The organism is Pedobacter sp. NJ-S-72, assembly GCF_053890575.1.
Genome location: NZ_CM132681.1, coordinates 2,646,909 through 2,665,689 on the forward strand (window position 1 = coordinate 2,646,909; position 18,781 = coordinate 2,665,689).

An 18,781-nucleotide genomic window follows, 5' to 3' on the forward strand; every position below is an offset into this window, starting at 1 on the left:
TTAAATTGATGTTTTCAGTTAGATTATTCTCCAGGATACCGATTAACTGATCCCCATATATTTTTTTTGATAGAAAGCCTTAAAATTTGCGACTTCTCTATAAAACGTCTTAGTATACCAAGGCTTCTTTTTTCTTCCTAAGCTGCCTACAGTTTTACCGGACGTATTACGATATTTATCAAATTTTCGATTTAAAACACGATCATTTAAACTCACACCTTTTCCCACTCCCATATCATCAAAACGGCCATATTTGAGAAATTTAAAGATGACTGCCTCAACATCTCCGTTGTTTTTCTTAATCTCTTTTATAAACGAATTCATTAATGCACCGGTTACTCCAATATTATATTGTTTTAATGCTTGATGCCATCTATCAATTACTATCAATGCAAAACGATCAATTTTCTGGCTGATATCAATGTTTAGATTTAATGCTGCAGCTGGTTGTTCCATACTTTATATCAGTTTATATAACCCATTGTTCTCCACAAGTCCATAATCATAGGTAACTTGAACATGTCCTCCACCAATCCAGCTATCGCGGTAATAATATAATGCAGCTTGTTGAATGGCAAATAAACTTACTACCTGAGGCATTGAAATAAATGGCCTCTGCCACACCATTGGTAGATTTCATAAGTCTGACACTTAGTCCAGCTACTTCCATTGGAAATTGCTGATCCTTATCATAATAGAAATACAGAACAATGTCAGCATGCCTATCTGTAACTGTTCCCCTCCGTGGCCATCCCATATGCTGTTCATTAAAATTTTCTTGATACATTCTCACCCATATAACTATTGGGTTAACAACTTCTCCAGACGTAAAATCATCACCGTTTCCCATTGGATTCTGACTTGCATTATAGATTGGAAAAACAGTTAAATCTGCTTTTACCAGCTGTTTTTCATCATCTGCCTGGAAAGTAATTTTACTAAATAGCGTTTCCAAATGAACTCCCTCATCAGTAGCAAAACGTATTTTTCTTATAGGAGAAAGTTGATTTAAGATTGAATTTGGTAAAAGAACTCTTAATCGAGTCTCCTCAGATTGCAAGTAGAAATTATACCACTTTTTATGGTGGTACCTGGTTAAAATCCCTTGGTCTCCACCTAACCATAAGGATGGACAAAGTCTTGTAATAGCATCTGGAGCTAGTCCATCACTTGTGGCAAATGGGTATTGATTTCCTTTACTATCAGACTGCATTCCTCTATAACTTAACAACTTCAACTTGAAATCATTACGCCCCCAATCCTGAGGATTATCAGCAGGTGAACCTTCTGAAATTGTGCTATAGGCGTTACCGATTTGGCGCATTTCTGGAATGCGCCAAACTCCATTCCTAGAGTCATCTTTGTTCCCTTCAATGGTCATAAAACAAGTGCCAATTGGAACTTCTATAGTTTTAGGCACCAATGCACCTCCTATAAAAAATGACTTAACATAGGGCTTAAATTTATAGAGATCATCCCCATCATCACTTCCCTGAGTTAATTCATAGCCAGTTTCTGTACTCTTTTTAGTAGTGTATTGCCCTTTCTGAACACAACCATCCAAAGGGACTCTTTGAGTTGATGTTATTATTACGGTATCTGATAAGGTAAAACTTGCAGTTTTTGTGTCACTATTAAAGTAATAGATTAGCCGAAATTCCTCTCTTAGAAACTTAAAAAAGTCATTAAGTTTTATTTTAGGGAGATGCCTAGCTGGAGCCAGTTTAAATCCTTCAGAAGTAAATACATCTTTAATATTGTAAACCCCATTGTTCGGAATTACCAGACTATTTATCCAGGGATCATCGAAGAAATCACCGATCGGTTCGTATCCCAAATAGTTACACACCTTTCTAATTACCCAGGTTAAATAAAGACAAGGTGAATACCATGTTTTCTTGCTTAAATCACCATCATTTGTTGAAAAGCGAAACCCAGTGCTCGTCCAAGGATTAACCACGCGTGGCTGTGTATAGGTATCACCATCCCCACCCAATACAGTTTCATTAGCATATGGAAAAAAAGTATAGGGAGCAGCAGTTGGGTTTAATGAACTCAAAATTGCCTGCTGAGTTCCTTGTAGATTTAAAACCAATATATAACCAATTGTGATCAACAAATGCACCATTATTTGTTTTTACAAAAATCTGAGGAAGTTCCGTTTCCTTTATTAACGTAGCAAACGCACCATTATCAATTTTCAAATTCCCCTTACGCTTTCCATCCAGAAGGTCATAACTTAACGTGCACCTTTTCCATGGAGAACTATTGATATGAGGAATAACCTCGATGTCAATCCGACTATTACGAGAAGCCAATTGTCCACTATAATTCAACAAACGGTCATTATTTGGCGTGTCAGCAAATTCAATACTATAAGAAAAAGACCCTAACAAATCATCACTGTTGTTAAATGCTGTACTGATCATTTCAATCATAGGGTTTTCCCCTTTCGCTAAGTCTAAAAAGTTAGAGCCATATTGGAGTGTAAACATTATTATATCTTTTTAATATTGAATAAGAGATTTATGCTCCTTATTATTTAATTATGTATTGAAAATTAAGACTCAGAAATGATCCTGATGTATTAGCTGCTGTGGGTGTAAAGACGTCCGTATAAGCAAATTCATATGGATAACTAGCATATACAGTCCCAGCCACGCCAGGTGGAGGCGTTATACTAGGAGTAGGACTACCTAATACAGCAACCCCCATGCAATCAGAAATGGTATTCATTCCAGGAGACGGTAATGGTAGTGATACTTTAAATGACGTCGGGGTTAGTGTTACCCACGTAACTATAGCCTGTATAGTAACAGTAACTATATTCCCTACTCTGGAGTACATGCCCTTACTCGAAACTATCGACATACCACCACCCGTTTTAATGCTTATATTAGGAAGGTAGGTCCCGGATGATATTCCTAAATTATCTAATGTGTTTGCAGGCGTCGCATATCCCCATCCACCAGTACCATTATTAACCATGAAATTAAAATTGCCGGCTTTAGGTAGCGAGTCATAATTTTGTCCAGACCACAAAGATGAGTTAGTTGCTGTGGATGCATTACCAGTTGTATTAGCCCCTATCGTTTTGCCTGATGCAAGGTCTAAAGTTAATGCGGCCACGCCATCCAAATCACGAAATGTAGTACTTCTATCAACTCCACCTAAAGACTCAGTTCTTAAAGCCATAGACCTTACAGTCCCGTCAGTTTGTATGGAATTTAGTATAATCGCACCGTTATTTATCGTACCATCCGTGTATGTACCGAATCTAACCTGCGCATTAGTTCCAGAAGGGTTATACTCTAAATTACTGAATTTCTTTAAACCGAAAATAGATTGAGGACTTGACAAGTCCATATAATTAGAAAATTTACCATCTATATATCCTTTATCAGCTAACCAACGAGGATTAGCAGAGTTTACAGAGGAGAAATCATAACGATAAGACAACCCTTTATCATTCAGATTGGCTATTTCAATATCATTTATACCGAAACGGATAGGCACAATTGTGGCTCCATGATCACTTTTAATTATAGCAATATTAGCCTGATCAAAACGAATAACACCCATTTGGCTATTATTTTTAGAATAGCCTAAAATAGTTCCACCTAAATTATACTGATTTCCATAGTAAGAAAAACCTAATGAGTTAGGTGTTCCTGTACCAAAATCAGCTCCTTCAAGATCCATATTTGCTTGATCTGTTATTGCAGCATCACCTCGCATGTCAATATTAGCCCCTGTACCACCACCATAGACATATAATTGTGCTTCTGTTGGGTACGACCCCGGAGCTATATTACCTATACCTACTCTTCCAGGAGTAGTTGTGCTTGGCATAAGTATAGTAAACCCTAATAGGTTATTTGTCGTATTCTTAAAGTCGAAATTTGTAGCACCTGCTCCAAGAAATCCTATTTCTGTAGTCATCGTTGACCCCGTATTCGCAAATCTCAATCCCTGACTAAGTCCTCCAAGAACTATACGCCTATTAGTATTATCCCACTGTAAATTTGAATTATCTACAAGTGTGTTACCAGCAGCTATATATGGTATTCTTCCTACAGTCAAAGTACCTGAATTTACTTTACCCGCTAAAGCTGTAAACGTCCCTCCAGAAGAAACTGCATTCGTGGAGCCACTCGTCGGAACCGGGTCTACAGTTACGCTAATAGGCGGTAATTGGGATAATGGTACTTTACCAGATACATCTAAACTAGCATATCCATTTACACCCCCTTTTTCTGAACGCAATTGATAAGGCAATAAGTTCTGGTCCCCAGTATTCGTACCAGATTGCAAAGCTAATTTAGATTTTTCAGTAGTGGTATAATCTTCTGATGACAACCCTTTCCCTGTGATTTTATCTACCTTAAGATTCAATAGGCTATCTATAGATACCTTATTACTAATTTTAAAATAGGCATTTGGCAAGTATTGTGATCCCTTATATTGATATACACCACCATCGGGAGCCTGATAAAATGTGTTACCGATTATTTTGGATCCAGCAGGAAGAAGCTGCTGAGCTTTGGCGCAAAAAGAAAATAGGATGCAGACAATTATTGAAATGTTTTTTTTCATTTGAATGTGTTTATACTATTATTATTTATCGTTTAATACTTAATATCCCCGTAAAATCTACCCCAATACCAATGTCTAATTGAACCTCCAACAAAATCACTTCGTCCGGATTACTCATATCACAAACTCTCATCGGTGAAATTTGTGGGCGATCAAGTAGGTTATTTCCAAATCTTTCCTTTACCAATAATATTGGACTATTTCCTAGCAGATCGACATAAGTTTTATTATATCCAGCTGGCATATCAGTTTGCCAATTCAGAATTTTAAATACTTGTTGTGTTGGATCATGTGTAAAAGGGACTGATAAACCAATAATCCCATCAGCCAGATCTTTTACAGATTCGTTAAAAACTGATATTTGAACATAACGCTCATCATGTAAATGATTTTTGTCCGCCTTAAGAGTTACCGCGATAGTAAGCGCATCAATTAATCCTTGCTGAGCAGCATGGTCCGCCTTCTCGATCACCAACTGCTGAGAGATTAAGGCATCAACTTCAGCCTTATTATAGGTTTGTATTTTTCTATAATAAAGGTGATCGTAATTAATAGGGTCGGGATTTGATATTATCGGAAGATATGAGCTCAGATCAACCGGTACATCCGGAGCAGCATCAGATAGATCTTCAGTCCAAAGTTGTTCTGAAAATCGGTATGCGACTTCATAAGTAAGGGCAAAAAGCCGATCATCATCTTTAAATTCTTTAATGCTCTTTGAACTAACTGAAATCGGGATAAAAGTTATCCCACGGATCATAAATTTATCCCAGCTTAGAAAGAAGTCCCGGAAGCGCTTAAGCTCTCTTTTAGGAATGAATCCAGTAAGTATAGTTTCCTTTTGATCCAGAGATGTATCATAAGTAAAGGTTTCCCCTTCTTCGAAATTGAAATCAATACTTCTGCTTACCTCAGAGGATGCGCTGCTCAAATCAAATTCACTGCTCCCATTACCATAAGTATAAAAGGTATCATAAGTTCCAAGACTGCTTAATGCTACTACTAAAAACCTATCCGCAAGTTGAAAACGATAATCCAGAATGTAAGTCCTGACTTCGGTGACAGGAATTCCCCCGGCAAGGATATTGACAGATACTTCATATTTAACAATAATTTTGTCAGGATATAATCCAGGAAGATTAAGCTGTGTCGGCCCCACTGGGTAGGTCACCTTATCATACTTAATAAGTCCTCCGACTGAAAATAAATCTTTAGCATCATCCGATCCGTCAGCAAAATATGTCTTTACATGTAAGACCATATTTACGCCAGGAGATGTAAGCCATACCATACTTAACCATTCAGGCTGGGTTAATCTTATTTTTTTTACACTATTCTCCTGTTTTAAAAATCTATGTTGTCCCCCAATCAGGAAGTTTGCAGGGACAGAATAATTCTCAATAAAAGATTTACCAATGCCACCCAATAAAGTCCATTTAAATGAAGTTTTATAAACTTTCCGGATGGTCTGTTTCCCTCCATATGCTTCAGCATATCGAAGATAGTACTGCCTGCAGCTTTTATAATTTACCTTAACCGCCGGAGATATATGATCAGGACGATCAAAATCGTTATGAATTCCAATTAAGGCATTTGTTAAATGAGAACTTAAATTAATTGAAGCTTCGCCTTGATCATCAACATCAAGATATAGATCGCCCAGGATCCGATCAAAACCAGAGCGGGTAACATTTGCCACCCATATCTCTAAAAATATTTTAAAATTCGCTTGTTTTAGCTTTTTAGCCCCTGATTGAATAAGCTGAAGAGTAACAACTGGGCTTATAATTGTCAAATCATAAATTGTATCATTAATCCTGGCTGTGAATAAAATCCTCGGATCACCTGGACCTAATCCCGTATCAATAGAAACAATGTAATCTCTCGATATTAGAAAATTATTGTTAAAATCTTCTACAATCTGATTTATCCAGCTGGTAGGATTAAATTGTCCAAACGAATGCAGTTGCAAACCACTATCATCAGGAACATCTTTTTGAAAATAAAGTTCTGGGTAATCTGACCATATTTTAAATCAAAAACTGTATTTGGAAATGCAAGCTGAGGATGTATATACCAGATGAAGGTTGATGGCTGACCCAGGGTACCGTATAAATTATCTGTTTTGAAGGTAAACCAGATCGGATTTCTGCTGAATGATAGCTCATCTGGCTGCGAAATTAATGTAATAGCCATATTTTATAAATAATCATTTGGGTTATACGCCAAGTTTATCGTTGCTTTAAAATCAAAATAAATGGATTTGCCGTACCAATTACCATCTACACCATCCATGTCATCGTATTTGCCACCACTATCGAAAACAATACCTGCTAACTTTAATGGTCCTGCAGTATCAGTAGCATAAATAAACTTATCCTGGATGTCCTTACGCATCAGGACAATAATTTTAATCAGTGTACTTTTCGCATGATCACGAGCAGCCTTTATTTCAGAGAAAATGTCACTGCTTTTAACCAGGACATGTAATCCATAATACGCATGTATATCACGCGGAGAATCCCAATCGCCAATAGTACCGGATCCGAATTCTGCAAGCAAACAAATGTGTTTTTCCATACTACGTACCGCATTGTCAAATTCATCCAGGTCAACCTTGGAATGTATTCGATAAAAAGCCTTACTGTCAGCCGTATGAGCTATGTCCTTTACTTTGGCCGCTACCTTTTCAAAGTAGTTTTCTAGAAAATTTTCTGTCATTTGAATTTTGCCTCCATTTCCTGAGCCATTTTTGCTTTGCCATCTAAATCAGCGAGCATGATCCATAAATTCATTTTGATTGTCTGTTCATAGGTACCGAACTTATCACCTGCCAGTTGCAGGAATATTGTAGCCCAGCTGGTAACACGTACAATACCTTGTTGCTGGTTATGCGTATCCTGAGCCTGTTTCCAAATATATTGGTGATTCTTAATGATAAGATTTCGGCAACCGGCATAATTGATAGCGACCGCTTGTTTAATAAGATTTTCAAATGTTTTAGTCTCTCTCAGGTAAGAACCTAAATTTTCAGCGTTGAACATTACTCTTTTGCCACTTAACCAATGCTTTTTTCGATATAAAACAGCAAAAAGGGTATTAAGATGCTCCTGATTTTGGTCGGTTAACCAACGTTCGTAGGCATTTTCAGTGACCATAAACTCGTTCCCAGTCAAGTTTGACAGCTTGTTTTCAGGCCCATAAAGTGTCTTACGCCCTACTTTTACGGATTTTAACAACCATTTTGATATGGTGTTTTTCTGGAAAATCCAAGCCGTTGTCTGATGAAGCTCCAGCATTTGGAATTCTTTGAGGAGTTTATACTGTTTGTATGGGATTTTAAACAGACACATGACCAATATGCTAATTGCCATATCAGAAATACCCAATATGCCAGTGATCCTGGCAAAGTGAAGCAGCATTTCTGCACTCAGCTCATCCCACCCTGATGGCCCTGAATATTTCTGGTTATTTAATACAATGTGCTGCATACCCAAAGGTGCATGCATGCAGCTGACATCGTATTAAAGGACAGTCTTTAATTGAAAGAAAAGTTCGCGGTTAGACATTCAATCTTTCTTTTGAGATAGCCACTTTTCTTATTTACAGTTACCTCTTTTTCAACACTCCACATACACCAGCCATGTTCTTTAGCATATCGCTGCAATAATGGAGAGGGATAAGAGCTTAATAAAAATTTACCTTTGATTTTAGATAGTGTTTGCAATAAATTTTCAAAATCAAGCTCCGAATAACCATCATAATGACCGCAATCGCTGTTGAAGTATGGAGGGTCACAATAAAAGAAGCTGCCCGTGGTATCCCTACTTTTGATCACATACAAAGCATCGGTAGCTTCCAGCTGTACGTTTTGAAGTCTTATCGCATATTCTTCAGTAAATCGATCCCTATTATTAATAACCTTTTTTGTCGTACAGTTTTTGCTCAGATCAAAACCAAAGGAACTATCCAACTGAGCACTGAAACTTTGGGAGCTTAACACCCACACTGCCCATGCTCTTTTAATCTCTGAAAACATATCAGGGTGATTGTAAATTACGGATGCTTTACGATGAAGATCCCGGCTATGTAAGGAAATCCGTATTTCCTTTTCAAGTCCCACAAACTCTTGCTGAACCATTTTGTAGAAATTGATTAGCTCTTTGTTGGTATCGTTTAAGACCTCCACAGAGGATTGACTCTTGGCAAAAAAAAAACAGCTGCTCCTCCCAGGAACGGTTCACAATATAGAATGTGATCCGGAATTACTGATATAATTTTTGCTGCTAACTTTTGTTTACCCCCGTAGTAGCTAATCGGTGTTTTTAAATTTATTTTCCCCATAATATTCTTAGTTTTGTAATCTCACAACGTAATTAATGCACGATAATCTAACCTGTTGGCTTACGCCTCCGGCAAGATGCTCGTGCATTACTTTTTTACGTTGTGAGAAACTAAGGAAGGGCTGGAGGCGTTAATTATTATTTTGTTTCTTCGTAATACCCCTGGCCAATTTTCTGCAGGTCGCTTAATTTGATTCCATCCTGAGTAAGATCATTAGATACTAATTGCCATATAGACTGAAGAGTAACACTCTTTGTGTTTTTATCCATTCCCTGGATTACTTTTATACCATCCTTCAAAATTTCGTCAGGTGTTTTCCCCAATTCATCAATAGCCAATTTTAGATTAACCATTATTTTGGGAAGCGCAATCCTCAAAAGTGCAATTGCCTTTTCATCTTTAATGGTTTTTGTCAAGGCGGTGAATACATCAATTTCTGGCCTGTCGACAAAGAGTTTTAAGAAAGTAACTACCTCAAGAGCGATATCCAGCAATTGCTTACTTGAAGGGAGAATGGATTTAATAAAATTGGTGATTTTTGAAACGATGTTTTGTAAGATTACTTTTAAACTCATTGTTTTTGAATTAAGATTGGAAAATTGTGTGAATTGTTTATTGATGGATTTCAGCAGTAAAATAACCAGGATGGCCATGACCAGGTTACCTGCATTATTTAGTACCTGGTACATTACTACTTTTGTCTTTTGTAAAATAACCCAGGGCTGCAATCAATGCTGCTAAACCAAGCTGTCCCCAGTCTATTTTTCCCTGGGTAATGATTGGCTGAATAGCTATAATTACGGCCAGTAGTGCCCCAATAACTGTTGTTTTAAGATCTTTTTCCATGTTTTTATATCGATTTGTTAACTGAGCGCTTTTAAAAATTTGTTATAGTAACCAGCTATAACCAGAGCCTGATCAGATCCATTGATTATTCTTCTGGCTCCAATTGGATCAGATACTTTGGTATTGAAATACATTTCAAGACACTTACCGGTAAAGTCTCCAAAGCTGCTGGCTCCCCTTGTCATTCCCTCAATCATAATCCTGGCAGCAATGTCTGGATCCAATGCAAGCTCAGGTCTATTTAGTAAATCAATGTTCAAAAGTCTTCCCATGAGCTGGTAATTTTCAAACCAGGTTAGCTGGACATACCCTCTGCCATAATATATTTTATCAGGAAAGGTGTATGGAATTCGCGAACGTTTTAATTTCTTTCCGTAATCATATCCTTTACCTTTTGCATTTTCATTAATTGGCAGCATTGTTTTACCTGTCTCATGAAAGACGGTAGCCAGCATGTAAGCGGTGAACCTTTGCTCACTCAACTTTTCCTTATTGATTTCATCCAGAATAAATATCATCCCCTTAACCTGGCTAATGGTTAATTTTCCACCGAACAAGCTCAATCGAACTGTATCAAAAAATTTCTTCGTATCCATTTCTATTTGATTAAGTACCTTGTTATTCTTTTATAAATTCTGGCAATCCAAACGACAACGGTAATTAAGGTTACAATAGTCCCGCCCCAAATCCCGACTGCAGCTACGAACTTCAAAATGTATTCGTCCATCATAAACCGCTGTAAACTGTAGAGCACTCCGCTGCCTAGTCCTGAGACAGCCCCCACTTTGGGGTTGTTAATTAGATATTTGATCATATTAAATATTTTTACATCAGATAAATCCCGCTATCCTCAGCATTGTAATTAACTGAAATAACAGAAGGAGGAATAAACCCAGGTAATGAACCTGCGTTCTTAATTAAAAAATCACGTAGGTCTACCAACCGGCGCTCACCCTTTTCCTGATGATCATCACAGAGGTATTGTGTCCTGGCTGCATCGGCAGGCTCCTGCTGATCATATTCCTTGGTATCAACAAATTTGTTTATAAATAAACCCCTGCTATTTAACTTCACTGGAAGCTCCTTGCACGCCTGAGCAATGGTTAGCGGAGCAATTGCTTTTTTGATTAGCGGTAAAGCTTTTTTTTCCGTCAGGCTCAAATCATCGTCAAAAAATTTCTCTTTGAATACCTCATAATACTCCTGTCCCATGACATGTGGAAGTACGCTATCTTGAACGGTCAGCATAATTTCCATTAGGCTCAGGAAGGTCATCCTTGAATTATTAATATTCCTCTGGAGAGAAAAATCTGCGGTTTTTATAAAACCCCGGAGCAGGTTTTGCCTTAAACCTGATTCTGCATAGGCAGGAAACAAACTTAAATTAGCTTCCATTAAACTAATCGCTTTATCCAGGTAGTTGAATCCGGTTTCTTCACAATGGTTACGCAGGTCACGTAATTTTTTTATCGCTGATTATTACTCCATCTGCTGACTTGGCAACAAATAAAGCCTTATCGGTCAAACGGAAAATAGCGGTCTGACTCCATCTTAAAACCGATAGGTAGGCTACTGACCTGATCAGTGTTTGCAGCACCTGTAAAGATTTCCCAGTCAGACCGGTTAAATTACCCTGAAAATAAAGCAGCGTATCTTCTCCAATTGTTTCGGTAATTATATCAGTTTCTACATCTTCAACGAAACTTTTAATGGAGGGCCAATTGAAATTTGAATCCAGTGCGCTAAAGTTTGCCTTTAACTCTTCTATGTTATTGATTAGGTGTGCCATCTGTATTTTTTGGTGCAGGGTTAGTGGTTTGATGATGAGATACATCCAGGGTATCAATCACGAATTCTTCTATCGCAAAGCGGAAGCCTGGCATGCGCTTGGTCCAGCCGTTGTACTCCGCGATAAAATTTAAAGGGCTGACAATCTTATCTTTTCGCGGTTTCAGGCGTTTATTTAGAATATTAAAATGGATCCTTGCGTCTGATCCAGATCCACCTCCCATATCTCCTGAGGAGATAGGTCCGATTAACGGAGCTGGAATTCCAAAAGATCGAATGTATTGCCCAGATGCTTCCTTAGAGTCTTCTATATACTTTCCATCCTGGAGCTTGTCATCTAATGAAGTAATCGAGATCCCAGGGATTTCTGTTTTGTTAATCGGATCCCATGAGAAAGTGGTGATAAATGACTTTCCTGCATTTTTTGACCCGGTAAGGAAATCGTTCATTTCCTTTCTAACCTCACTCTTAATCGCTTTGCGCTCTTCAGCAGTCAATTCTAACCAGGTCGTTGATTTCTCCTTTGCTTTTTCATATCCCAGAAAGCCTGAGGTATTTTAATGAGGTACTTAATGGTCATTTGCAATTGCATCAATGCCTTTTTCAGGATAGGTATCTCCGTACCGATATCAAACCATCCAGAACTGAATAGGGAATGCCATCCTGTAAGTTGATAGACTAGTTTACCAGGGGCGGGATAATTGATAGGATAAATAACTTTATACTCTTTTGACTTTCTCAGGTTATCAACCTTTAGTAAATCGGTAGGATTGATTGCAGAAACTTCAGTAGTCCACTCATCATCATAAGAACCAACTGGCCAGTTCGCGTTGATGTATACTTTATCATTGTAACCGGTTTTTGGGTTCTGGATTCCAAATCGGCAGAAGGCTGCTTCCTGATGGGTGATCTGTACTATTTTATCCCCCTTCTTATTCTTGATCATTTCCTCAAATCCATGATTGAACCAGACGAAATCAATAATTGACTGCAACAAGTAATCATTGATATTGTTATACTGCATCCAGGATTCAACCTCAGGATCATAACCACGTACCCAGGTATGTTTACCCGCTTCATCTTTCTGGTAAACCTCGTAATAAAGGCCACCACCATAAATAACCGTACACAGGAAATCAATTAAGGATAATAATTCCGGAGATCCATTAACCATGGCAATTACCCTTTGAGGGTAGTTATTGCCATTTCCCCAGTAGATGATTGGAATGCTACCAAACTGGCGAAGAAGCGGAACTGTAGGCTTAGCAGCTGGCGTTCCATCACTGGTCATCAAAAGGATTCCTGACTCAGTATAAAACTCTGCCTGGTCGGAAACCTGTACACTAGAGGCTAACCTGTTTTCCATTGATAGCTGTAATTAAAAGTGGGTGAATTCCTCTGATCTCATTGGTTAAAAAGCCTTTGATATTCCGGACGTTATTCCTGTTCTGGTAGACCTTTTTATCACCTCCTTTAGGATTACAGACCACAGCCTTTTCATAGGTTAAACGCTCCCCGCCACGCCTTCGCTCTTTTATCCCATGTGACTGCGGAGATAGAAAAAGGAATAGGATTTCCTTTTTCATCTACCTGGTACATTATCTTCAAAGCAGCATCAAGAGAAATGATATTATTCATACTACGAAAGTGGTTCCTGCTGGCATTGTAATAAAGGACAACCATAGGCAAAACAGCACTCCCGATTCATTTTCACTTAAGCACTTAATTATTAAATAATTAAGTGCTGCCTTTTTCAAAAAAAACATGTTTTTCTGCTAAAGTCACCCCGTGACACGCTGTCGGAAACGGCAACTCTTGAAGCTTTTTTTCATGATATCTGATAGGAGCCCCACCCTGGGAGGATATTAGGTCATGTAATCGGGCTCATAGTCCCCATGACCTAGACGCATCTGGAACACACCAATGTAAAGGGTGTCATGTGCATCGCTATGGTGGGTTGCCTCTTCTGGCTTGACGGACTCCTTCTGCTCGGGGCGCTTATCCTTTTGATGACCCTTGGTATTTTCGTGGGTACCGGCCTGCTCAATGGAGGTGACAAGGTTCGTGCAATTGGTCCTATTGATCCGAACGGGTTTAGTACCAGGATCATCTTCTGCATACACCCGGCCAAAGAGCTTGTACCTGGCATGGTGCCTTGATGCCTGCCCGATATAGTTATCATGCACACGCCATCCCAGGGCTGTAAGTTCTTGCTTAAGTTCTTCGGCATAACTGATCTCACGACTGGCATCCTCGTGGATTGCCGTATGATCATAGTGGTGCGTGACAACCTTGGTAGGATAACCCTCATAATACTCATCAAACTTCTTTGCCAGGTGTTTGATACGGAAAGGGTGTAACACCTCCAGTGAGTTCAGTACCTTAAACACGTGCTGGAATTCCTGGCCTATCTCCATACATACGATCTTAGCCCCCCAATCACAGGCGATGTCCAGGGGTTGCCGTATATTTAGGTCTGCGTCTTTCTTCCAGGGTGCCGGCATTTTCTTGATATCCTGGAAGAGATCTACCATATATAGTTGATATCATCATAGGTATGTATTGTAGCATTGAAGTTGCCATAAAAAGCGAAGTCAGCACCTGTCTCTCGTAGATTAAGGATGGAGCTATTGAACTGTTTGGGAGTTAATACCCGCTTCATCTGGCGAATAAACTTCTCTGTGACTACGTCAATGTTATCCAGAGTTGAGCCCTCAACAAAATATACGGCCTCACGTCTTAACTCAAACAGGATGTTATCTAATCTTTTAATCTCTTTACGAAATCGTTGATCAAGAGCAGCTGTCAACTGATCTTTGGCGAATAGCTCACGCATATCTTTAATGAGCCCGGTACGTTTAAAGTCGTAAGTTACGATCAGATCTACCTGCTGAGGATCCATCAATTTCTCATACTCAAATATCCATGCGCTTTCAGGATTAGTAGGCATATCTGTGCAAAACAGATAACCATGATGATAATGGAGCTTCGCAAAATCAGTGTCTTCGTTTCCACGATTAGTAGGAACTATCCGAGAATTAAACTGATCAATGTTGGTGAATTTAGACTCATCGTTAATAATGAAGTCATTGGACTGGGCATTACCTGAATCTTTACGATCTAAACCAATAAGCCGGAAAACATGTCCGTTACGCCAAAAAACCGAATACATAGGTTCTGATGCATTTTCGTATGGTTTGATGTGCTTAATACTCTTTGGGATTGATTTACCAATCCAGAAGTCAATCTCCTCATAGAAACCAAGCTTTTCAAGGGCCTTCACTAAAGAGGGGATTAAATCACCTTTAATTTTCATGTAAGTTGGTCCTACAAAAGCCGTAGAGCCCCTTGGCATGCCTTTAACATTTCGTATTGCTACTGGGGCAATAATGCCATGCGTCTTACCTCCACCACGCCCGATAATGGCTACTGTAATATTGGCGTTAACGATCCAGGCACGTTGTTGTGGATAATTGAAGTGAGTAATACGAGTTGCCGCTTCTTCATTAAACAGGTCAAACATATTCAGCGTCCTCCGCGTCGTCAGCTAATTTTTGAGCAATTTGTTTCTTTTTTCTCCAGCGTTCAATAACTTCATCAGGATTATCAACTCTTTTAAGTCCTATTGCTTCCGGATTATATTCGATGATGAACTGAAAAGCTTCTAATTTGTCGTATGGGATCTCTTCTATAACAGCATCAAAATGACCACGCAACTTAGCAGCCAATTCCATGAGCTTAGCATACGCTTTAAAATCATTGAACTTAGCTGCCTTCTCTGCGTTCTCCTCGATTTGGTCAATATAAACTGACCTGGAGTATTCCTTGTCATCATGTGAGGCTTTAAATAGATCTTTGGCGTTGCGGATATCACGTTCAGCTGTATCCCAGGAACAATCATATTTAGACATCACGACATTCCGTAACTTGCGATGATTGGTTATGATATCTAGTTCTCCTTCTCCATATCTCCTGGACCTAATCCAATCATCTATTTGTCTCCAACGTTCGACCTGAACTAATTCTGGATGGTAAGATCAGCCATACGGTTATTGATCATGGCAAAACGAACCCGGTCAACGGCCCCGATATTATTATCAGGATCATAAGCGGGTAACTTTCTTAAAGCAGCACGTTTATCACTGGCCATTATTTCTCAATTTTTTAAGATCCTCAATTTTTTTATCAAAATGGGAAACACGGCCCTGGTAATAGATTCGTTTAGCATCTGGCAAAGGCTTTTTTAACATTTTCTTTGCCTTTGAACGACTTGTCATCAGGTTCTTGATGTCCTGTTCAAGATTAAAAGGTTTGGGCATATTCTCCTGGAGTTCATCGAACCATACACCATTTAGTTTATAATAGTGCAGCTGATCCCAAAGATCCTGGCGTTTAAGATCTTTAACCATGATTGAATTAGCACATTCATATAGCCTTTCACCTTCAGGTAGTACACTGAGCTGACCATGCAGGTGACAGATCTCTTTCCATAATTGGACGATTATCGCATCAATACGCATCTTCTTCTCCAGATTGCGATCGGGTTTATAATGCGTTGGTATGGTTAAACTTTGGGCTGGAGAAATTACTGCAGGCTGATTTTCGACTTCATTTCTAGCCTTGAGTATCTCAGAATGTAATTTCGGGGTATTGTAAACATCAGGTCCTGAACTAAGGAGCTGAATAAGGAAATTTGAGCAGCGGTATTGCTGGAGCAACTTTACTCCTGTATGATAATCCTGGTCACCGTTTAACCAGATATTGAGTTCTTTTTGCATACCCTAAAATTGAAGAGTTGCCATATCGCATAAAAGGACAGCCAGCCTATTTTTAAGGTAAATATTAAAAATGTTCACTGGTTATTCAATTTTTTAAATCGAGTTCAATAAAAAAAGCCGCTCATTTCTGAAGCGGCTTTTAACCCTAACCCAAAACTAAATTAAACTGAACTATCTTCGACTGCAGGTTTCAATACTAAATAAGGAAACCCATTTGCATACAGTGCGTCAGCTTCTTTTATACTGATCTATCCAGGTGAACCTTATGACCTTTATAGTGATACACACCAGCACTATGATTGGTCAATAAATCATATTTTGTGGCAATAGCCTCAGGTAAATTGCGGTCATTAGTTACCGTGATATCTAAATTTCTGGTTCTGGCCATGATATTATACTCCTGGGGTAAAGTTCAGACCTGAAGTATAGATAACAGCCTGGCCATATGCTTCCACTTCGATTGTATATCCCCGGTAACCTTCATTATTACCGGTATCATATTTCACCTTTGATTTAGCAGGGAACCTCACTGAACCATATTGACGTACAATTCCGTCGCTCTCCTGGATAAAGAAAAGTGCATTTGCATTATTCAGTATCCTGGCCATACCATCAGCTTCAGCCTTTGAGCCTGGGAATGAAATGGTGAACTTCGATTTGAAGCCCATACTGTCATGCTCTCCAATAGCTTCATAACCCCCAGTACCCTTATTTTGCGTACCGTATAGTTGTTTCATACTCTTAGTCGCCTTAAAAAGACATGAGGAGTATCAATACTGGAAATATTAGTGATGGTTGCCCCGACTTCTCCCAAATCTTTAGGACGCTGGACAGTGGTAAAATCGCTAAGCAATGCAAAACCATGCATTGTCGCTAAACCAGATGGATTTTCAGCCCCATCTGTATGTAAAAGATCTACGATATCTACTAACATAACCTAAAATTTAAAGTTTACTAATAGCATTCTGTCCTTGGATTTTTAAGATTGACTTAGCAATCTCGGGACTATCTGCAATTTCTTCCCTGGAATAAGGATGTGCACCATGGTTAACCACGTATTTCACTTCATCTACAGTAACCATTAAAGCATCTGTTTTTGATTCCTTCACGTTCAGGGCTTCTTCAAGCTGATTTTTCAGCTCTTCAACAGTTTGGTTGAACTGATCAAAATTATCCTGCATTTCCTTGTCAGCTAGTATTTCTAACCCTTCAAAATCAACTTTAAAGGATTCTAAGCTGGTTTTTAGTGCTGGGTCATTCTCTGCAGCAGCAATCAGAGCAACCAGTGCAAGCCCTAGGCTTGCAAAGGTTAAAGTGTTAGTGTTTTCCATTTTTTATACCTGATCTGACACGCGCATTGCTTCTGGATCTTGAATTGCAGCCCCTATTGTTCCAGATAGAGCAGCATCTATTGTGTAGATATGCTCTTCAGTACCAATATTATTCAAGTCGCTAATCTCATCTGTTGCTAAAATCATATTGATTTTGGGAGTATTGATTAACCTACGAGAGCCATGTAACCATGTTGCTGGTAGGATTAGATTCTTTTTATTTGTACCCGCCAGATATGTTAATCCATTATCTGTCTCTGTAAATTTGCTCACCTTATCTTGAAAATCATCTGTCAAAAACTCAAAATCAGTATATGAACAATATGTGATTGATCCCTTTGACTTAATTGCATCAGTTTGAGCGCGAAATACCTTTTTGAATTGTGCAAATGCTCCCGTTGTAGAATTTATCACCCCGGTAGTAACTGGACTGGATCTAGTCCAGCAGCAGCAGCACCTATTACAATTTCATCGGAAATCAATTTTCCATAACCAACCATAATAGCTTCTGCATTTCTATCAATCCATAGTTCTGGATTAGTTAAAGGAGATTGACCAGGGGTAGTTAAAGATTTTGATTCATAATAATCGATTCCCCCATCAAATCCAACGAAGCTGACCTTAATTCCAGGAGAATATGCAGTTGACGGATTATAACTAGAAAAAGCGCCTGTTCCGACTCCAAAATATACCGACCGATTATTCATAGATTCGGCTAAATCATCCGTTACTGTATTCCACAAAAATCCTGCGAATGGAATTACTTTATTGTTCGGATTCTCACCTGATCCACGCATTGCGGCCATAAATGACTCACGATATTGAGAAGGAGTAATCTCCAGGTCGCGTTGCCAGGGAAAAGCTTCTATTACTCGAGGCTTATAACCGATATCTCCTTTTTTAGGTCTGAATACACCTGTCCCCTGTTTAGGACTGCCGGATATTACCAGCTTAGTCGCATTTGTTTTATTTTTAACACCGGTCCATAGTGTTAAATCTTTAGCAGCATCAAAACCATTATATAATCTAGTAAATAGCGATTGCTGGTAAGTACCTGCATAGGCTGCTAAGGCCGATAAATCTGGATTCTTTGCCATG

At 38.8% G+C, this 18,781-nt stretch carries 27 protein-coding genes and 1 pseudogene; all 28 read right to left on the bottom strand.

The window, feature by feature from the left end:
• Positions 1-42 precede the first annotated feature (42 nt).
• Entirely contained in the window at positions 43-456 is a 414-nt protein-coding gene (locus ACWYN3_RS17670) for a hypothetical protein (RefSeq protein WP_456222303.1), read from the bottom strand.
• A gap of 82 nt (positions 457-538) precedes the next feature.
• On the bottom strand, positions 539-2,059 hold the full coding sequence (locus ACWYN3_RS17675; RefSeq protein ID WP_456222304.1) for a hypothetical protein: 1,521 nt from the start codon (positions 2,057-2,059) through the stop codon (positions 539-541).
• Positions 2,007-2,495, bottom strand: coding sequence for a hypothetical protein (locus ACWYN3_RS17680; RefSeq protein ID WP_456222305.1), 489 nt, complete (start codon positions 2,493-2,495; stop codon positions 2,007-2,009). The genes ACWYN3_RS17675 and ACWYN3_RS17680 overlap by 53 nt, the downstream gene beginning before the upstream one ends.
• Positions 2,496-2,538: 43 nt before the next feature.
• On the bottom strand, positions 2,539-4,596 hold the full coding sequence (locus ACWYN3_RS17685) for a hypothetical protein (RefSeq protein WP_456222306.1): 2,058 nt from the start codon (positions 4,594-4,596) through the stop codon (positions 2,539-2,541).
• 25 nt (positions 4,597-4,621) lie between these two features.
• The gene (locus tag ACWYN3_RS17690) at positions 4,622-6,568 is read right to left on the bottom strand and encodes a hypothetical protein (protein WP_456222307.1); all 1,947 of its coding nucleotides are present in this window, start codon (positions 6,566-6,568) and stop codon (positions 4,622-4,624) included.
• A 227-nt stretch (positions 6,569-6,795) separates the two neighbouring features.
• Positions 6,796-7,317: a hypothetical protein gene (locus tag ACWYN3_RS17695; protein ID WP_456222308.1), complete on the bottom strand. Its 522-nt coding sequence runs from the start codon at positions 7,315-7,317 to the stop codon at positions 6,796-6,798.
• Complete coding sequence (locus tag ACWYN3_RS17700; protein ID WP_456222309.1) at positions 7,314-8,105, bottom strand: hypothetical protein; 792 nt, start codon at positions 8,103-8,105, stop codon at positions 7,314-7,316. Before ACWYN3_RS17700 ends, ACWYN3_RS17695 begins: the two co-directional genes overlap by 4 nt.
• A 29-nt stretch (positions 8,106-8,134) precedes the next feature.
• Positions 8,135-8,940 (bottom strand): annotated as a pseudogene (locus ACWYN3_RS17705) (DNA adenine methylase).
• A 137-nt stretch (positions 8,941-9,077) separates the two neighbouring features.
• Positions 9,078-9,629 carry a hypothetical protein gene (locus tag ACWYN3_RS17710; RefSeq protein ID WP_456222310.1) on the bottom strand — a complete coding sequence of 184 codons (552 nt, stop codon included), beginning with the start codon at positions 9,627-9,629 and terminating at the stop codon, positions 9,078-9,080.
• Positions 9,610-9,786, bottom strand: a complete 177-nt coding sequence (locus ACWYN3_RS17715; protein ID WP_456222311.1) for a hypothetical protein — start codon at positions 9,784-9,786, stop codon at positions 9,610-9,612. Before ACWYN3_RS17715 ends, ACWYN3_RS17710 begins: the two co-directional genes overlap by 20 nt.
• A 17-nt stretch (positions 9,787-9,803) precedes the next feature.
• Positions 9,804-10,382 carry a glycoside hydrolase family 19 protein gene (locus ACWYN3_RS17720; RefSeq protein WP_456222312.1) on the bottom strand — a complete coding sequence of 193 codons (579 nt, stop codon included), beginning with the start codon at positions 10,380-10,382 and terminating at the stop codon, positions 9,804-9,806.
• Between the two features lie 2 nt (positions 10,383-10,384).
• Positions 10,385-10,600, bottom strand: coding sequence for a hypothetical protein (locus tag ACWYN3_RS17725; protein WP_456222313.1), 216 nt, complete (start codon positions 10,598-10,600; stop codon positions 10,385-10,387).
• 11 nt (positions 10,601-10,611) lie between these two features.
• Positions 10,612-11,181 (bottom strand): DUF6712 family protein, encoded by a 570-nt coding sequence (locus ACWYN3_RS17730; protein WP_456222314.1) that lies wholly within the window; start codon positions 11,179-11,181, stop codon positions 10,612-10,614.
• 58 nt (positions 11,182-11,239) lie between these two features.
• Positions 11,240-11,575: a hypothetical protein gene (locus tag ACWYN3_RS17735; RefSeq protein ID WP_456222315.1), complete on the bottom strand. Its 336-nt coding sequence runs from the start codon at positions 11,573-11,575 to the stop codon at positions 11,240-11,242.
• The gene (locus ACWYN3_RS17740) at positions 11,556-12,071 is read right to left on the bottom strand and encodes a hypothetical protein (RefSeq protein WP_456222316.1); all 516 of its coding nucleotides are present in this window, start codon (positions 12,069-12,071) and stop codon (positions 11,556-11,558) included. Before ACWYN3_RS17740 ends, ACWYN3_RS17735 begins: the two co-directional genes overlap by 20 nt.
• Positions 12,072-12,073: 2 nt before the next feature.
• Positions 12,074-12,940 carry a hypothetical protein gene (locus ACWYN3_RS17745; protein WP_456222317.1) on the bottom strand — a complete coding sequence of 289 codons (867 nt, stop codon included), beginning with the start codon at positions 12,938-12,940 and terminating at the stop codon, positions 12,074-12,076.
• Positions 12,918-13,160: a hypothetical protein gene (locus ACWYN3_RS17750; protein WP_456222318.1), complete on the bottom strand. Its 243-nt coding sequence runs from the start codon at positions 13,158-13,160 to the stop codon at positions 12,918-12,920. The genes ACWYN3_RS17745 and ACWYN3_RS17750 overlap by 23 nt, the downstream gene beginning before the upstream one ends.
• 279 nt (positions 13,161-13,439) lie before the next feature.
• Positions 13,440-14,108, bottom strand: coding sequence for a hypothetical protein (locus tag ACWYN3_RS17755; protein WP_456222319.1), 669 nt, complete (start codon positions 14,106-14,108; stop codon positions 13,440-13,442).
• Entirely contained in the window at positions 14,102-15,097 is a 996-nt protein-coding gene (locus ACWYN3_RS17760) for a hypothetical protein (protein ID WP_456222320.1), read from the bottom strand. The genes ACWYN3_RS17755 and ACWYN3_RS17760 overlap by 7 nt, the downstream gene beginning before the upstream one ends.
• A complete protein-coding gene (locus tag ACWYN3_RS17765; RefSeq protein ID WP_456222321.1) occupies positions 15,090-15,485 on the bottom strand; it encodes a hypothetical protein in 396 nt (131 codons plus the stop codon). Before ACWYN3_RS17765 ends, ACWYN3_RS17760 begins: the two co-directional genes overlap by 8 nt.
• A 107-nt stretch (positions 15,486-15,592) precedes the next feature.
• Positions 15,593-15,724, bottom strand: a complete 132-nt coding sequence (locus ACWYN3_RS17770; RefSeq protein ID WP_456222322.1) for a hypothetical protein — start codon at positions 15,722-15,724, stop codon at positions 15,593-15,595.
• Positions 15,714-16,352: a hypothetical protein gene (locus ACWYN3_RS17775; RefSeq protein WP_456222323.1), complete on the bottom strand. Its 639-nt coding sequence runs from the start codon at positions 16,350-16,352 to the stop codon at positions 15,714-15,716. The genes ACWYN3_RS17770 and ACWYN3_RS17775 overlap by 11 nt, the downstream gene beginning before the upstream one ends.
• A gap of 238 nt (positions 16,353-16,590) precedes the next feature.
• Positions 16,591-16,740 (bottom strand): hypothetical protein, encoded by a 150-nt coding sequence (locus ACWYN3_RS17780; protein ID WP_456222324.1) that lies wholly within the window; start codon positions 16,738-16,740, stop codon positions 16,591-16,593.
• 4 nt (positions 16,741-16,744) lie between these two features.
• A complete protein-coding gene (locus ACWYN3_RS17785; RefSeq protein ID WP_456222325.1) occupies positions 16,745-17,089 on the bottom strand; it encodes a hypothetical protein in 345 nt (114 codons plus the stop codon).
• Entirely contained in the window at positions 17,086-17,286 is a 201-nt protein-coding gene (locus tag ACWYN3_RS17790) for a hypothetical protein (protein WP_456222326.1), read from the bottom strand. The genes ACWYN3_RS17785 and ACWYN3_RS17790 overlap by 4 nt, the downstream gene beginning before the upstream one ends.
• Before the next feature lie 10 nt (positions 17,287-17,296).
• Positions 17,297-17,683 (bottom strand): hypothetical protein, encoded by a 387-nt coding sequence (locus ACWYN3_RS17795; protein WP_456222327.1) that lies wholly within the window; start codon positions 17,681-17,683, stop codon positions 17,297-17,299.
• Between the two features lie 3 nt (positions 17,684-17,686).
• Positions 17,687-18,097 carry a hypothetical protein gene (locus ACWYN3_RS17800; protein ID WP_456222328.1) on the bottom strand — a complete coding sequence of 137 codons (411 nt, stop codon included), beginning with the start codon at positions 18,095-18,097 and terminating at the stop codon, positions 17,687-17,689.
• On the bottom strand, positions 18,094-18,780 hold the full coding sequence (locus ACWYN3_RS17805; RefSeq protein WP_456222329.1) for a hypothetical protein: 687 nt from the start codon (positions 18,778-18,780) through the stop codon (positions 18,094-18,096). Before ACWYN3_RS17805 ends, ACWYN3_RS17800 begins: the two co-directional genes overlap by 4 nt.
• Between the last annotated feature and the right edge of the window lies 1 nt (position 18,781).

What these genes read in the sequence shown, in the direction of transcription:
- ACWYN3_RS17670 (WP_456222303.1), bottom strand. Translation starts at nt 456, where the DNA reads ATGGAACAACCAGCTGCAGCATTAAATCTAAACATTGATATCAGCCAG.
- ACWYN3_RS17680 (WP_456222305.1), bottom strand. Translation starts at nt 2,495, where the DNA reads ATGTTTACACTCCAATATGGCTCTAACTTTTTAGACTTAGCGAAAGGG.
- ACWYN3_RS17685 (WP_456222306.1), bottom strand. Translation starts at nt 4,596, where the DNA reads ATGAAAAAAAACATTTCAATAATTGTCTGCATCCTATTTTCTTTTTGC.
- ACWYN3_RS17695 (WP_456222308.1), bottom strand. Translation starts at nt 7,317, where the DNA reads ATGACAGAAAATTTTCTAGAAAACTACTTTGAAAAGGTAGCGGCCAAA.
- ACWYN3_RS17700 (WP_456222309.1), bottom strand. Translation starts at nt 8,105, where the DNA reads ATGCATGCACCTTTGGGTATGCAGCACATTGTATTAAATAACCAGAAA.
- ACWYN3_RS17710 (WP_456222310.1), bottom strand. Translation starts at nt 9,629, where the DNA reads ATGTACCAGGTACTAAATAATGCAGGTAACCTGGTCATGGCCATCCTG.
- ACWYN3_RS17715 (WP_456222311.1), bottom strand. Translation starts at nt 9,786, where the DNA reads ATGGAAAAAGATCTTAAAACAACAGTTATTGGGGCACTACTGGCCGTA.
- ACWYN3_RS17720 (WP_456222312.1), bottom strand. Translation starts at nt 10,382, where the DNA reads ATGGATACGAAGAAATTTTTTGATACAGTTCGATTGAGCTTGTTCGGT.
- ACWYN3_RS17725 (WP_456222313.1), bottom strand. Translation starts at nt 10,600, where the DNA reads ATGATCAAATATCTAATTAACAACCCCAAAGTGGGGGCTGTCTCAGGA.
- ACWYN3_RS17730 (WP_456222314.1), bottom strand. Translation starts at nt 11,181, where the DNA reads ATGGAAGCTAATTTAAGTTTGTTTCCTGCCTATGCAGAATCAGGTTTA.
- ACWYN3_RS17735 (WP_456222315.1), bottom strand. Translation starts at nt 11,575, where the DNA reads ATGGCACACCTAATCAATAACATAGAAGAGTTAAAGGCAAACTTTAGC.
- ACWYN3_RS17745 (WP_456222317.1), bottom strand. Translation starts at nt 12,940, where the DNA reads ATGGAAAACAGGTTAGCCTCTAGTGTACAGGTTTCCGACCAGGCAGAG.
- ACWYN3_RS17750 (WP_456222318.1), bottom strand. Translation starts at nt 13,160, where the DNA reads ATGAAAAAGGAAATCCTATTCCTTTTTCTATCTCCGCAGTCACATGGG.
- ACWYN3_RS17755 (WP_456222319.1), bottom strand. Translation starts at nt 14,108, where the DNA reads ATGGTAGATCTCTTCCAGGATATCAAGAAAATGCCGGCACCCTGGAAG.
- ACWYN3_RS17760 (WP_456222320.1), bottom strand. Translation starts at nt 15,097, where the DNA reads ATGTTTGACCTGTTTAATGAAGAAGCGGCAACTCGTATTACTCACTTC.
- ACWYN3_RS17765 (WP_456222321.1), bottom strand. Translation starts at nt 15,485, where the DNA reads ATGTCTAAATATGATTGTTCCTGGGATACAGCTGAACGTGATATCCGC.
- ACWYN3_RS17770 (WP_456222322.1), bottom strand. Translation starts at nt 15,724, where the DNA reads ATGGCCAGTGATAAACGTGCTGCTTTAAGAAAGTTACCCGCTTATGAT.
- ACWYN3_RS17775 (WP_456222323.1), bottom strand. Translation starts at nt 16,352, where the DNA reads ATGCAAAAAGAACTCAATATCTGGTTAAACGGTGACCAGGATTATCAT.
- ACWYN3_RS17780 (WP_456222324.1), bottom strand. Translation starts at nt 16,740, where the DNA reads ATGGCCAGAACCAGAAATTTAGATATCACGGTAACTAATGACCGCAAT.
- ACWYN3_RS17785 (WP_456222325.1), bottom strand. Translation starts at nt 17,089, where the DNA reads ATGAAACAACTATACGGTACGCAAAATAAGGGTACTGGGGGTTATGAA.
- ACWYN3_RS17790 (WP_456222326.1), bottom strand. Translation starts at nt 17,286, where the DNA reads ATGTTAGTAGATATCGTAGATCTTTTACATACAGATGGGGCTGAAAAT.
- ACWYN3_RS17795 (WP_456222327.1), bottom strand. Translation starts at nt 17,683, where the DNA reads ATGGAAAACACTAACACTTTAACCTTTGCAAGCCTAGGGCTTGCACTG.
- ACWYN3_RS17805 (WP_456222329.1), bottom strand. Translation starts at nt 18,780, where the DNA reads ATGGCAAAGAATCCAGATTTATCGGCCTTAGCAGCCTATGCAGGTACT.